The 13,645-nt window shown below is 73.7% G+C and carries 12 protein-coding genes; 3 read left to right on the top strand and 9 right to left on the bottom strand.

The annotated features are described in order from the left end of the window. Positions 1 to 127 precede the first annotated feature (127 nt). The 3 genes from OG455_RS24185 to OG455_RS24175 all read right to left on the bottom strand — a co-directional run bounded on the left by OG455_RS24185 (position 128) and on the right by OG455_RS24175 (position 2,735). Positions 128 to 1,120 carry a malate dehydrogenase gene (locus OG455_RS24185; protein ID WP_266296978.1) on the bottom strand — a complete coding sequence of 331 codons (993 nt, stop codon included), beginning with the start codon at positions 1,118 to 1,120 and terminating at the stop codon, positions 128 to 130. Positions 1,121 to 1,381: 261 nt separating this feature from the next. Then, positions 1,382 to 1,684, bottom strand: a complete 303-nt coding sequence (locus OG455_RS24180) for a DUF3017 domain-containing protein (protein ID WP_266296976.1) — start codon at positions 1,682 to 1,684, stop codon at positions 1,382 to 1,384. A gap of 196 nt (positions 1,685 to 1,880) precedes the next feature. Then, positions 1,881 to 2,735: a bifunctional methylenetetrahydrofolate dehydrogenase/methenyltetrahydrofolate cyclohydrolase gene (locus OG455_RS24175; RefSeq protein WP_266296974.1), complete on the bottom strand. Its 855-nt coding sequence runs from the start codon at positions 2,733 to 2,735 to the stop codon at positions 1,881 to 1,883. A gap of 801 nt (positions 2,736 to 3,536) precedes the next feature. Here OG455_RS24175 and OG455_RS24170 point away from each other — a divergent pair. Further along, a complete protein-coding gene (locus OG455_RS24170; RefSeq protein WP_266296972.1) occupies positions 3,537 to 4,283 on the top strand; it encodes an RDD family protein in 747 nt (248 codons plus the stop codon). An 88-nt stretch (positions 4,284 to 4,371) separates the two neighbouring features. Here the strand turns inward: OG455_RS24170 and purH are convergent, their stop codons facing one another. Both purH and purN read right to left on the bottom strand, forming a co-directional pair. After that, on the bottom strand, positions 4,372 to 5,970 hold the full coding sequence (purH, locus tag OG455_RS24165; RefSeq protein ID WP_266296970.1) for a bifunctional phosphoribosylaminoimidazolecarboxamide formyltransferase/IMP cyclohydrolase: 1,599 nt from the start codon (positions 5,968 to 5,970) through the stop codon (positions 4,372 to 4,374). Next, positions 5,967 to 6,626 (bottom strand): phosphoribosylglycinamide formyltransferase, encoded by a 660-nt coding sequence (gene purN / locus OG455_RS24160; RefSeq protein ID WP_266296968.1) that lies wholly within the window; start codon positions 6,624 to 6,626, stop codon positions 5,967 to 5,969. The genes purH and purN overlap by 4 nt, the downstream gene beginning before the upstream one ends. Before the next feature lie 371 nt (positions 6,627 to 6,997). On the opposite strand from purN, the gene OG455_RS24155 reads away from it, so the two are divergent. Then, positions 6,998 to 7,720, top strand: a complete 723-nt coding sequence (locus OG455_RS24155; RefSeq protein ID WP_266296967.1) for a hypothetical protein — start codon at positions 6,998 to 7,000, stop codon at positions 7,718 to 7,720. Between the two features lie 85 nt (positions 7,721 to 7,805). On the opposite strand, the gene OG455_RS24150 is transcribed toward OG455_RS24155, so the two are convergent. Both OG455_RS24150 and OG455_RS24145 read right to left on the bottom strand, forming a co-directional pair. After that, positions 7,806 to 8,786: a glycosyltransferase family 2 protein gene (locus OG455_RS24150; RefSeq protein WP_266296966.1), complete on the bottom strand. Its 981-nt coding sequence runs from the start codon at positions 8,784 to 8,786 to the stop codon at positions 7,806 to 7,808. Between the two features lie 274 nt (positions 8,787 to 9,060). After that, entirely contained in the window at positions 9,061 to 10,515 is a 1,455-nt protein-coding gene (locus OG455_RS24145; protein WP_266296965.1) for a DUF6350 family protein, read from the bottom strand. A gap of 118 nt (positions 10,516 to 10,633) precedes the next feature. Between OG455_RS24145 and OG455_RS24140 the strand changes: the two genes are divergently transcribed. Beyond that, positions 10,634 to 11,656, top strand: a complete 1,023-nt coding sequence (locus tag OG455_RS24140; RefSeq protein ID WP_266296964.1) for an RNA polymerase sigma factor — start codon at positions 10,634 to 10,636, stop codon at positions 11,654 to 11,656. Here OG455_RS24140 and sucD read toward each other — a convergent pair. Continuing rightward, entirely contained in the window at positions 11,560 to 12,444 is an 885-nt protein-coding gene (gene sucD, locus OG455_RS24135; RefSeq protein WP_266296963.1) for a succinate--CoA ligase subunit alpha, read from the bottom strand. The genes OG455_RS24140 and sucD overlap by 97 nt on opposite strands. Before the next feature lie 17 nt (positions 12,445 to 12,461). After that, positions 12,462 to 13,637 (bottom strand): ADP-forming succinate--CoA ligase subunit beta, encoded by a 1,176-nt coding sequence (gene sucC, locus OG455_RS24130; protein ID WP_266296962.1) that lies wholly within the window; start codon positions 13,635 to 13,637, stop codon positions 12,462 to 12,464. Positions 13,638 to 13,645 lie beyond the last annotated feature (8 nt).

Genomic DNA, 13,645 nt, shown 5'->3' with positions numbered 1-13,645 from the left:
TGTAAAGGGCATCGGCGGGCCGTTCCTGAACGGACCTGGGCGAGGCCCGGTACGGCGGTCGGAACGGCGCCGGCCGGCCGCCCCCGAGCGGGAGCGGCCGGCCGGCGCCGACGGGGTGGGGCAGGGCTCAGATCAGGCCCAGCTCGGCGACCGCGTCGCGCTCCTCGGCCAGCTCGCCGACCGAGGCGTCGATCCGAGCGCGGTCGAAGTCGGAGATCTCCAGGCCCTGGACGATCTCGAAGGCGCCGTTCGCGGTGGTGACCGGGAACGAGGAGATCAGGCCCGCCGGCACGCCGTAGGAGCCGTCGGAGACGATGCCCATCGAGGTCCAGTCGCCGGCCGGGGTGCCGTTGACCCAGGTGAAGACGTGGTCGATGGCGGCGTTGGCGGCCGAGGCGGCCGAGGAGGCGCCGCGGACCTCGATGATCTCGGCGCCGCGCTTGGCGACCTTCGGGATGAAGAAGTCCTCGACCCACTTCTGGTCGCCGCCGACCGCGTCGAACGCGGCCTTGCCGGAGATCTCGGCGTGGAACAGGTCCGGGTACTGGGTGGCGGAGTGGTTGCCCCAGATGGTGACCTTCTTGACGTCCTCGACGGTGACGCCGGCCTTCTTCGCCAGCTGGGCGGCCGCGCGGTTGTGGTCCAGGCGGGTCATCGCGGTGAAGCGCTCGGCCGGCACGTCGGGGGCGTTGCGCTGGGCGATCAGGGCGTTGGTGTTGGCCGGGTTGCCGACCACCAGGACCTTGATGTCGTCCGCGGCGTTGTCGTTGATGGCCTTGCCCTGCGGGCCGAAGATGCCGCCGTTGGCCGAGAGCAGGTCGCCGCGCTCCATGCCGGCGGTGCGCGGGCGGGCGCCGACCAGCAGGCCCACGTTGGCACCGTCGAAGGCCACGTTCGCCTGGTCGGTGATGGTGATGTCGCGCAGCAGCGGGAAGGCGCAGTCGTCGAGCTCCATCGCGACGCCCTCGGCGGCCTTGAGGCCCTGCGGGATCTCCAGCAGGCGCAGGTTCACCGGCACGTCCGCACCGAGCAGGTGGCCCGAGGCGATGCGGAAGAGGAGGGCGTAGCCGATCTGGCCGGCCGCTCCAGTGACGGTGACGTTGACGGGGGTGCGAGTCATGTTTCCTTCTCCAGCGATCGCCAGCATGCCCCGGGCACGTCGGCGCCCTGGAGCCGAGGATGTTTCTCTCGACATCGAGAGAACCGGCGTCAGGTTATCGCAAGGGCGGCCCCGGGGCGTGCGCACGGGCGTGGCTGGTGCGTCACAGCGTCCACTCGCCCGCCGCGGCCGCGCCCCGGGCGGCACCGCGTCGGTCCGGCGAACGAGGCAGGGGCCGCCCCCGGCGCGGGGGCGGCCCCTGGTACCCGTCGTCGGGGCGGCTCAGTGCCGCTGGCCGATGTAGCTGCCGATGTCCTCCACCGCGGGCAGTCGCAGCCACGGGTCCGGCTGGACGACCAGGGCGAGCAGCACGATCACGGTCGCGAAGAAGAGCAGCACCAGCACGTCGGTGAACCGGCTGCGCACCGCGAGCAGCCCGACCTCGGGCAGCAGCAGCCGCAGCAGCGCGCCCAGGAGCATGCCGCCGCCGATGGTCAGCAGGCCGTAGCGGAAGTCGTCGAGCCAGGCGTCCAGCAGCCCGAGGCCGGCCACCGCCAGGACCACGGTTATCGGCCACTGCCGCACCGGCAGCGCGTGGCCGTGGTCCAGGGCCGCCTTCGAGCCCTCCGGCGGCAGGGTCCCCGGGGCCGGCGCCCCCGTGTTCCGGGTCGATCGGTTCCGCGTCGATCGGTTCTGGGCCGATCGGTTCTGGGCCGCTCGCCCGCGTGCGGACCGACCCGTTCGTACCGCGCTCATTTCCGGTTATCCCCAGGGGTGGCGACTAGAGGGCGGTCTGACGCTCGGCCGCCTCGACGATGTTGTTGAGCAGCATGGCGCGGGTCATCGGGCCGACACCACCCGGGTTCGGTGACAGCCAGCCGGCCACCTCGGCGACGGCCGGGTGCACGTCGCCGACCAGGCCGGCCTCGGTGCGGCTGACGCCGACGTCCAGCACGGCGGCGCCCGGGCGCACGTCCTCCGCCTTGACCAGGTAGGGGACGCCCGCGGCGGCGACGATGATGTCGGCCCGGCGCAGGTGCGCGGAGAGGTCGCGGGTGCCGGTGTGGCAGAGCGTCACGGTCGCGTTCTCGCTCCTGCGGGTGAGCAGCAGGCCGATCGAGCGGCCCACCGTGACTCCGCGGCCGACCACGACCACGTCCGCGCCGTTGATCTCCACGTCGTGGCGGCGCAGCAGTTCGACGATGCCGTAGGGGGTGCAGGGCAGCGGGCCCTCGATGCCGAGCGCCAGGCGGCCCAGCGAGGTGGGGTGCAGGCCGTCGGCGTCCTTGTCCGGGTCCATCAGCTCCAGCACCGGGTTGGCGTCCAGGCCCTTGGGCAGCGGCAGCTGGACGATGTAGCCGGTGCAGGCCGGGTCCTCGTTGAGCTCGCGGACCACGGCCTCGACGTCGGCCTGGGTGGCGGTGGCCGGCAGTTCGCGCTGGATCGAGGCGATGCCGACCTGGGCGCAGTCGCGGTGCTTGCCGCGGACGTAGGAGTGGCTGCCCGGGTCGTCGCCGACCAGGACGGTACCGAGACCGGGCGTGATACCCCGCTCCTTGAGGGCCGCCACGCGGACGGCGAGTTCGGACTTGATCGCGGCCGCGGTGGCCTTGCCATCGAGAATCTGGGCAGTCATGCTCCTATCCTCCCGGATCGCGGGCACTGCTCGGCACGCCGGGCTCCGAACCGGCCCCCGGACCGGCCCACGCACCGGCCCACGCACCGGGCGCGCCTTAACGGAACGTGTGGATCCGATTGCAGTTGCGCCACAGTTGTGGCCACCCGCGGCAACGCGCTGGACAGCTCGGCCCGCCGCCGTCGACCATGGGCCCTGAGTACCAGTCACACAGCCCGTGTCCGCGCGACCGCGGACCACGGGTGATCGGGGGAGAGTTTCCGTGACCACTGCATGCCATCAACCTCCGGGCCATCCTTCGGCGTACGGCCGTCGGTGACCGCCCCGGCCCGGGCCGCCCGGCTGGTCCGGGCGCCCGTCGCGCTGCCCGTCCCGCTGGCCGGCACCACGCCGCGCCTTCGCGGCCGGCGCGGCCTGCCTGGTGGCCGCGCCGCACGACGCGCACGATCCCGGGGCGCTCTGCCCGCCGGGCGCCGCCTCACCTCTGGGCCCTGACCGGTCCGCGGCAGCACCACCGTCCGCGTCGAGGCCGGGCACCGGAACCGGGCGGCCGCCCTGACGGCCGATCCGTCACCGCGCTCGCGGTGCCGGGTCTGCTGACCGCCCCGCTCGACCGCGCGCGCCGGTGGCGGTCACTGACGCCGCGTCGGCAGGCCTCGCTGCTCGGCGGCGCACCGGCCCTCGCCCGGGTCCGGCAGCCCTTCCGCCTGGGTGTCGCACCGTCATAGCGCTCCACTAGTCTCACCCGCTGTCCCACCCGTCCCACCTGCCCGTAGAGCCCGTCCCGCCCGGAGGCCTTCCGTGTCCTACCCGCCCGACCCGAACAACCCCTACGGCCAGCCCGCGCCGCCGCCCGGCTACGGCTACCCCCAGGCCCCGCAGCAGGCCCCCGGCTACGCGTACCCCCAGCAGCAGGCCCCCGGCTACGCCTACCCGCCGCAGCAGCCCGGGTACGGCGTGCCGCCCCAGCAGGGCTACGCCCCGCCCGGCACGCTCCAGGCCAACAGCGGGTACATCAACGTCCCGTACCTGGGCACGGTCAGGGTCGCCTCGATGGGCCAGCGCTTCCTGGCCCGGCTGATCGACGCCGTCGTGGTCAGCCTCATCCTCGGCATCGGGCTCGCGCTCGGCCTGGCGAGCGTGGTGGGCATCGCGAAGACCACCAAGGACTGCAGCAACCTCGACTACGGGTCGAGCGACTACACCGACTGCCTCAACCAGCAGCAGCACGCCGCCACCAGCGCCCTGGTGACGATGCTGATGGTGATGGGCCTGCTGATGGCCTTCAACCTGCTCTACGAGTGGCTGATGGTCGGTCTGGCCGGCGCGACCCTGGGCAAGATGGCGATGGGTCTGCGGGTCGTCAAGGAGAACACCGGCCAGCCCAGCCTGGGTGCCAGCTTCATCCGCTTCATCATCCCGGTGGTCGGCGCCTTCCTCTGCTACATCGGGGCGATCCTGGTCTACGTCTCGCCCTTCTTCGACAACTCCGGGAAGCTGCAGGGCTGGCACGACCGGGCCGCGGGCACCCTGGTCATCAAGAAGTAGCCGCCGGGCGGCCGTTCGCGGCACCCACGGCACGGCACAGCACTGAGGGGCCGCAGGAGGATTCCTGCGGCCCCTCAGCGCATCCGGGTCAGTGGAAGAAGTGCCGGGTCCCGGTGAAGTACATGGTCACCCCGGCGGCCGCGGCGGCCGCCACGACCTCCTCGTCACGCACCGAGCCGCCCGGCTGGACCACGGCCCGCACGCCGGCGTCGAGCAGGATCTGCAGGCCGTCCGCGAACGGGAAGAAGGCGTCGGAGGCCGCGAAGGAGCCGGTGGCGCGCTCGCCCGCGCGGGCCACCGCCAGCTTGGCGGAGTCGACCCGGTTGACCTGGCCCATGCCCACGCCCACCGAGGCGCCGTCCTTGGCCAGCAGGATCGCGTTGGACTTGACGGCGCGGCAGGCCTTCCAGGCGAAGGCGAGGTCGGCCAGCTCGGCCGGGGTGAGCGCCTCACCGGTGGCCAGCGTCCAGTTCGCCGGGTCGTCACCGTCGGCGTGGATCCGGTCGACCTGCTGCAGCAGCAGGCCGCCGCTGATCCGGCGGGCCTCCAGCGGCTCGGCCGGAGCTTCGGGGGCCCGGAGCACCCGGATGTTCTTCTTGCGGGCGAGCACCTCGACGGCACCCTCCTCGTACGCCGGGGCGACGACGACCTCGGTGAAGATCGGCGCGATCTGCTCGGCCAGCTCGACGGTGACCGGGCGGTTGACCGCGATCACACCGCCGAAGGCGGAGAGCGGGTCGCAGGCGTGCGCCTTGCGGTGCGCCTCGGCGACGTCGGCGCCGACCGCGATGCCGCACGGGTTGGCGTGCTTGATGATCGCGACGGCCGGGCCGGCGTGGTCGTAGGCGGCCCGGCGCGCGGCGTCGGTGTCGACGAAGTTGTTGTACGACATCTCCTTGCCGTGCAGCTGCTCGGCGGCCGCCAGGCCTCCTGTGCCGTCGGTGTAGAGCGCGGCCTGCTGGTGCGGGTTCTCGCCGTACCGCAGCACGTTCGAGCGCTCCCAGGTGGCGCCGAGGAAGGCCGGGAACGCGTCCTCGGCGGCCTCGGTGTAGCCCGAGGCCTCGAACCACCGGGCGACCGCGACGTCGTAGGCGGCGGTGTGCGCGAAGGCCGCGCCGGCCAGGCGCTTGCGGGTCAGCAGGTCGAAGCCGCCGGCCTGGACGGCGGCCAGCACGTCGCCGTAGCGGGCCGGGTCGACCACGACCGCGACCGAGGGGTGGTTCTTGGCGGCGGCGCGCACCATCGAGGGGCCGCCGATGTCGATCTGCTCGACGCACTCGTCCGGGGTGGCGCCGGAGGCGACGGTGGCGGCGAACGGGTAGAGGTTCACCACGACCAGGTCGAAGGGCTCGATGCCCAGCTCGGCCAGCTGCGCGCGGTGCGACTCCAGCCGCAGGTCGGCGAGCACACCGGCGTGCACCCGCGGGTGCAGGGTCTTCACCCGGCCGTCCAGGCACTCCGGGAAGCCGGTCAGCGCGGAGACCTCGGTGACCGGGACGCCGGCGGCGGCGATCCGGCCGGCGGTGGAGCCGGTGGAGACCAGCTCGACCCCGGCGGCGTGCAGGCCCTGGGCCAGCTCCTCCAGGCCGGTCTTGTCGTACACGCTGACCAGCGCGCGACGGATCGGGCGGACGTTCTCCGACCGGCTGTTCTCGGGGGCGGCGGGAGAGGTGGAGGCGGAACTCATGCCGGGATCCAAACCTTTCGGTCTTCGATGCGGTGTCCTTCGCGGGCGAGGCGGCCCACGACCTCGACGAGCAGCTGACGCTCGACAGTCTTGATGCGCTCGTGCAGCGCTTCGCCGCCATCGGCATGGTCGGCGTCGGTGACCCGCACGACGCCCTGCTCGATGATCGGACCGGTGTCCACCCCGGCGTCGACCAGGTGGACGGTGCAGCCGGTGACCTTGACCCCGTGCGCGAGCGCGTCGGTGACCCCGTGCGCACCGGGGAAGGCCGGCAGCAGAGCCGGGTGGGTGTTCACGATCCGGCCGGCGAAGGCGTCGATGAAGCCGGCGCCGAGGATCTTCATGAAGCCCGCCGAGACCACCAGGTCGGGCTGCCGCTGCCGGACCGAGCCGGTCAGCGCGGCGTCCCAGGCGGTGCGGTCGGGGTGGTCCTTCACCCGGTGCACGAAGGTGGGGATGCCGGCGCGCTCGGCGCGCTCCAGAGCGGCGATGCCGTCGCGGTCCGCGCCGACCGCGACGATCTCGGCGCCGAAGGCCGGGTCGGCGGCGGCATCGATCAGGGCCTGGAGGTTGGTGCCGGAGCCGGACACCAGGACCACCAACCGCGCCGGGCGGCCGGACGGGGGCGGGAAGGCGAGCGGGTGAGCGGCGGCCACTGCGCGGGTCTCCGTACGTCGGGTGCCCGCCCGCTGGTACGTCCACCGGGCGGTGGGGCCACTACGGACAGGCGGCAGGTCGGCGGTCGATGGGGTGCGCCGGGTGCGCCCGCCGCGCGGCGGGGCCCGGGAACCCGGGAGAGCTGCTGACCGTCACCACGATAACGGCTGGTTGAACGCGAGCCGACCAGGGAATCTCCTTGACGCGCGTAGATGAGAGCGGGATCTCCCGCCCGGTGACGGGTCGGCCGGCGGCGTGCGGTGGCGCCGTTTCGCCGTTTCGCCGTTCAACGGCAGGCCGGAGGCGACTCCTCATCGGCCTGCGGGATCATGGGTCCGGACGCCCGACGACGATGAGGACCTCGACCGACATGAGCAGCGGGAACAGCAGCGACGAGCGCAACCCCTTCGCGCCGCCGCCGGAGGATGCCCCGGACCAGCCGTGGCGGCCGCGCCTCCCGCAGGGGCACTCGGACGCCGGGCACGACGGCGAGGACGGCAGCCGGCCGGCCGGCGAGGGCCGGCCGCCGGCCTCGCCCGCGGGCCGCCCGCCGGTGCCACCGCCGCACCCGTGGAGCCCGAACTGGCAGGGCGGCGGCGGTCCCGGCTGGCCGGACCGCCAGCCCGGCCCGCAGCAGCCGAGATTCGACCCCAACGACCCGCAGCACCGCCGCTCGCGCTACGCCCTGATGAGCGGGATGGCCGCGCTCTTCTGCGGGCTCTGGGGCATCCTCTCGCTCGCCCTGCTGTTCAGCGTCCTCGCCATGTACTGGGGGGTCGGCGCGCTGCGCTCCGGCGGTCGGGACGCCGCGCCCGGCGCGGAGCGGGGCCCCGAGCAGGCCGCCGACCAGCAGCCCGGCGCCCCGACCGGCTGGCCGTACACCCAGCGGAGCCGCCCGCAGCTGCCGGCCGCGCTGGGCGGCCTGCTCACCGGCGGGGTGGCGCTGGCCCTGGTGCTCGGCTCCTTCGCGCTCGACGTCGCCTACCGTCCGTACTTCACCTGCGTGAACGACGCGCTGACCTCGGCGGGCGAGCAGAGCTGCGCCGACCTGGCCCCGCACTGGCTGGTCAGCTACTCCGACCCGCAGAACTGAGAGCCGCGGTCCGATCCCGCGTCGGATCGGACCGCGGCGTCCGGTGCGGGGCGTCGCGAGGCGGCGGGGCGCCCTCGTGGCAGAGCTACTCGGGCGCCGCGTCCGCCGTCGGTCGGCTCTCCTGGGACGAGTCGTAGCCGATGAAGTAGGTGGGACGACGCTGCACCGCGGTGTATATCCGCCCGATGTACTCACCCAGCAGACCCACGCAGATCAACTGGATGCCGCCGAGGAAGAGCATCGCGACGAAGAGCGAGGTCCACCCGGGCACCGTGTGGCCCGTCACGTAGATCGTCAGGGTCGCGGCCACCATCGCGAAGCAGCCGAAGAAGCTCGCCACCCCCAGCCAGGTCGCGATCCGCAGCGGGGCCGCGGAGAAATTGGTGATGCTGTCCACCGCGAGCCGGATCATCTTGCTCAGCGGGTACTTGGTCCGGCCCGCCACCCGCTCGTCGCGGTGGTAGGCGACCTGGCCGCTGGGGAAGCCCAGCCACGGCACCAGCAGGCGGTAGACCTGCTGCTGGTCCGGCAGGGCCTTGAGCGCCTCGACCGCCTCGCGGCTCAGCAGCCGGAAGTCGCCCGCCTGGGAGGGCACCCGCTCGCCGACCATCCGACGGATCAGCCAGTAGTAGAGGCCCGCGGTGCGGCGCTTGAAGCCGGTGTCGGTGCTGCGGTCCGCGCGCACGCCGTAGACGATGTCGAGCTTGTCGCGCTCGGCGAGTTCGAGCATCTCGGCGATCTTCTCCGGCGGGTCCTGCAGGTCCGCGTCGATGCTCGCCACGTACGCGCCGACGGCGCTGTGCAGACCCGCCGTCAGTGCGGCCTGGTGACCCGAGTTGCGGCGCAGCTCGACCACCCGCAGCTCGCGCCAGTCCGCGAGCAGCTCGTGCAGCAGGGCCGAGGTACGGTCGGTGCTGCCGTCGTTCACCGCGACGACCTCGTAGGGGACGCCGGTCGCGGCCAAGGCCGGGCGGAGCCGCGCGACCAGCGCCGGGAGGACTTCCTCCTCGTTGTACATCGGTATGACCACGGACAACTCGGTCCGGCTGCCCGGCGAAGGAGCCATCAGATCCCGTTCCCACCCTGAGGAGATCGTTCAACGGCCGACGGTGCCCTCGGTGCGCCCGACGGGCCGGGCCCTCTCCACCGGCGACACATGATGTACACACCGCTGCCCCACCCCGTCAGGTGCCGGCGCCGCATCTTAACAACAGCGGGGCCCTGATCCCTCAATCCCGCCGCCCCGCCACCTCGGACGTCCCGTGGTCCGGGGCGGTCCGACCGGGCGCCACACCGCGCCGCGCGCACGGTCCCCGGCCGCCGCCCGACCGTCCTCCTGGCTAACCACCCGCCCCGTCGAGCCCACTGCCGGCCGCCGCACCGGTGTCGCCACGGGATGCCCGGGTCCGGCGGAGCAGCCACCAGCGCAGCGCCGGTGCCCCGGGTACCGCGACCGCCGCGACCCAGGCCGCCGCCACCGGCCCGCAGAGCGCCGAGGGCCCCAGCTCGGCCATCCGCCCGGCGCCGACCGCTCCCCCGGCCAACCGGGCACCGACCGCCACCGCCGCACCGACCAGCAGTGCGCTGGCGCCGGCGGCGAGCGCCGTGCCGACCGTCCGCAGGCGCGGCCGGTCGGCCCGAGGCTCCCCGGCCCCGGCCGGCGCGGTCCCGACCGCCCCGGCCCCGGGCCGCTCATCAGCAGGCGCCGCCGCGAACCGGGCGAGCAGCCCGGCTGCGGCCAGGCCCGCCAGCAGCGGAACCGCCAGCACCAGCCGCTGCCAGCCCGAGGCAGTGGTCGGGGCCAGTGCCAGCAGCGGGAAGTCGAGACTGGGGCCTGCCGTCAGCCGGCCGGGCGTCACCACCGCGCCCGCGCCCAGCAGGAACCCCGGGCCGAGCGCGTAACCGGCGCTCCAGAGCACCGCGTTGGGCACCAGCAGCAGGCAGCAGAGCAGCAGGCCGAGGGCGCCCGGCACGCTGCCGCCGACCAGTGCGCGCAGCGTCGGCGCGGTGCTGCCGGTGCGCAGCGCCAGCACCGCGCCGAGCAGCAGCGCGCCGCCTGCCAGCAGGGTCAGCAGCGCGGCGGCCGCGGCCCGGCAGATCGCCGCGGCGGCGGCCCCCGGCGGCGCGGACCGGCCGGGCCGGTCGAGCGGGTCGAGCGGGTCGAGCGGGTCGAGCGGGTCGAGCGAAGCGGACAGGGCGGACGGGGCGAGCCCGGCCGGCAGCCACCGCGGCGGCCAGGCGCGCGAGCGCGGCGCGATCCAGCTCCCCGCCCTGGTCCGTAGCGCCGACCACCAGGCCGGGGCGGAGCGCGCGCCCAGCAGCGCGGACGGGTAGGCCACGGCGAGGACCGCCAGCAGGTCGGGCAGCGGCCTGGCGCGCAGCGCGCCCGCCCCGGCGCAGGCGAGCGCCACCGGTAGCGCCACCGCCAGGTACCCGGCACAGAGCGCGGCGGGCACGGAGCGCGCCGGGGTGCCGGCCCTGGCCGCGACCCGGGCGGCGGTGCGCCGCAGCAGCAGCACGGCGAGCAGCGTGAGCAGCAGCGGGGTGAGCGCGAGCGGGATCCCGCCGCCCCGGGTCAGCGGCCCGCCGTGGCCCAGCAGCCAGAGCGCGCCTACCAGCCGGGCGGCGTCGGCGGCGCTGTCCTGCGGTGCGGCCGTCAGCACCCAGAGGACCAGTACCGGGGCGCCGACCGCGGCGAGCCCGAGCAGCGCGGCGGCGGCACCGGCGAGGACCGGCCCGGACGCGAGCGAGCCGTACCCGCGCGGGAGCGGACGGCCCATCAGGTGGTGCGTCATGTGCCTCATGGTGCCGCCGTCACTCGTCCTGCCCCGTGCAGGAGCGAGCCGTCGCCGTGTCCCTGATCATCTGATCATGCGTCAAGAAGCTTCGGCCGCGACGGAGTCACCCTCTCCCGTGGCAGGTTACCAAGCGTTATACGAACGTTCATACGACGAGCTGCTCCAGCAGACCTTCCTGCTCACGGCCGGCCACCGCCGCAGCGCCGAGCGCGCCACCCGGCGGGCGCTGGGCTCCGCCTGGAACCGGTGGGCCGAGCTGGCCGAGGAGCCCGATCCCGCGACCTGGCTGCGGTTGCGCGCCTTCGAGGCCGCACTCGCACCCTGGCGCCCGGTCGGACCGCGGCCTCACCGGACGGCCACCGGCGCGGCGCCCGACACGGCCGCCGACACGGCCACCACCGCCGCCGACACAGCCACCGGCCCGGCGCCCGGCCAGGGCGCCGAAGCCGACCTGGCCCTGCTCACCGCGCTGCGGGGGCTGAGCCGGGCGCGCCGCCGGGTGGTGGTGCTACACGACGCGCTGGGCCTGGCGCCCACCGCGATCGCCGTCGAGGCCGAGGCCAGCACCGCCGCCGTCAGCCGCCGGCTGCACGCCGCGCACGTCGAACTGGCCCGTGCGCTGCCGACCGTCCTCGGGTCCGACCCGGCCGTGCCCGGCTTCTCGGAGCGGCTCGGCGGGCTGCTCTACCGGGCCGCGGTGCGCGCCTGCCCCGCCGATCCGGCGGCGCCCCCACGGGCCGACCGGCGGCGCCGGGCCGGCGCCCGGTTGCAGGCGGCCGCGCTGCCCGCGGCCTGCGGCCTGCTGGTGCTGGGCACGGCGGCCTCGATCACCGGCACGCTGGCCGGCCACGGCCCGTCGGCCTACTTCGATCCCCGGCCGGTTCCCGCGCCGCTCTGCAGCACCGTCGCCAACGGCAGCGCGGGACCGGCCCGGCCGGGCGCCGCACCCGGTATCCGCAGCCTCTGGTGCGGGGCCGGAAAAACGCCGCACCCCGCACCGGTGAACCGGTCCGGGGTGCGGCGGGCGCTGCCGGGCGAGCGTCAGCCCTTGATCAGCTCACGCGCCAGGCGGGCGGTCTCGGACGGCGTCTTGCCGACCTTGACACCGGCGGCCTCCAGGGCCTCCTTCTTCGCCTGAGCGGTGCCCGAGGAGCCCGAGACGATGGCGCCGGCGTGGCCCATGGTCTTGCCCTCCGGGGCGGTGAAGCCCGCGACGTAGCCGACGACCGGCTTGGTCACGTTCTCCTTGATGAAGGCCGCGGCGCGCTCCTCGGCGTCGCCACCGATCTCACCGATCATCACGATGATCTCGGTCTCCGGGTCGGCCTCGAACGCGCGCAGCGCGTCGATGTGGGTGGTGCCGATGACCGGGTCGCCACCGATGCCGACGGCCGAGGAGAAGCCGAGGTCGCGCAGCTCGTACATGAGCTGGTAGGTCAGCGTGCCGGACTTGGAGACCAGGCCGATCTTGCCCGCCTTGGTGATGTCCGCCGGGATGATGCCCGCGTTGGACTTCCCGGGGGAGATCAGGCCGGGGCAGTTCGGGCCGATGATCTGGGTCTTGTTGCCCTTCTCGCCGGCGTAGGCCCAGAACGAGGCGCTGTCGTGCACCGGGACGCCCTCGGTGATGACGACCGCGAGCGGGATCTCGGCGTCGATCGCCTCGACGACGGCGCTCTTGGTGAAGGCCGGCGGCACGAAGATGACGGAGACGTCGGCGCCGGTCTTCTCGATGGCCTCGGCCACCGAGCCGAAGACGGGCACGTCGACGCCGTCGACGTCAACGCTGGTGCCGGCCTTGCGCGGGTTCACGCCGCCGACGATCTTGGTGCCGGAGGCGAGCATCCGACGGGTGTGCTTCATGCCCTCGGAGCCGGTCATGCCCTGAACGATGACCTTGCTGTCCTCGGTAAGGAAGATAGCCATGGTGAGAGTCCCCTTCCTTACTTCGCGTTGGCCAGCTCGGCGGCGCGGTCAGCGGCGCCGTCCATGGTGTCCACCTGCTCGACCAGCGGGTGGTTGCGGTCGGTCAGGATCTTGCGACCCAGCTCCGCGTTGTTGCCGTCCAGACGGACGACCAGCGGCTTGGTGACCGCCTCGCCCTTGCTCTCAAGGAGCTCCAGGGCCTGGACGATGCCGTTGGCGACCGCGTCGCACGCGGTGATGCCGCCGAAGACGTTGACGAAGACCGACTTGACGTCGGTGTCGCCCAGGATGATCTCCAGGCCGTTCGCCATCACCTCGGCGGAGGCGCCGCCGCCGATGTCGAGGAAGTTGGCGGGCTTGACGCCACCGTGGTTCTCACCGGCGTAGGCGACGACATCCAGGGTGCTCATCACGAGACCCGCGCCGTTGCCGATGATGCCGACCTCACCGTCGAGCTTGACGTAGTTGAGGTTCTTGGCCTTGGCGGCGGCCTCCAGCGGGTTGGCCGCGGCGTGGTCGACCAGCGCCTCGTGCTCCGCCTGGCGGAAGTCGGCGTTCTCGTCCAGCGAGACCTTGCCGTCGAGCGCGATGATCTTGCCGTCACCGGTCTTGACCAGCGGGTTGACCTCGACCAGCAGGGCGTCTTCCTTGATGAAGACGACCCAGAGCTTCTGCAGGACCTCGACGACCTGGTCGGCGATCTCGGCCGGGAACTTCGCGGCGGCGACGATCTCGGCGGCCTTCTCCGCGGTGCAGCCCTCGTTGGCGTCGACGGCGACCTTGGCCAGCGCCTCGGGGTTCTCCTCGGCGACGACCTCGATCTCCACGCCGCCCTCCTTGCTGGCCATCGCCAGGAAGGTGCGGTTGGCGCGGTCCAGCAGGAAGGAGACGTAGTACTCCTCCTTGATGTCCGCGGTCTCGGCCAGCATCACCTTGTGCACGGTGTGGCCCTTGATGTCCATGCCGAGGATCGCGTCGGCCTTGGCGACAGCGTCGGCCGGGTCGGCGGCCAGCTTGACGCCGCCGGCCTTGCCTCGGCCACCGACCTTCACCTGAGCCTTGACGACGGCGCGTCCGCCGAAGCGCTCGGCGATCGCGCGAGCGTCCTCAGCGTTCTCGATGACCTCGCCATCGAGCACGGGTACACCGTGCTTGGCGAAGAGGTCCCTCGCCTGGTACTCGAACAGGTCCACGTGTGTTC

This window comes from Kitasatospora sp. NBC_01287 (genome assembly GCF_026340565.1).
Classification (GTDB): Bacteria; Actinomycetota; Actinomycetes; order Streptomycetales; family Streptomycetaceae; genus Kitasatospora.
Note: the sequence above shows the minus strand (reverse complement) of the source record. Positions and strands in the feature narration are given on the sequence as shown.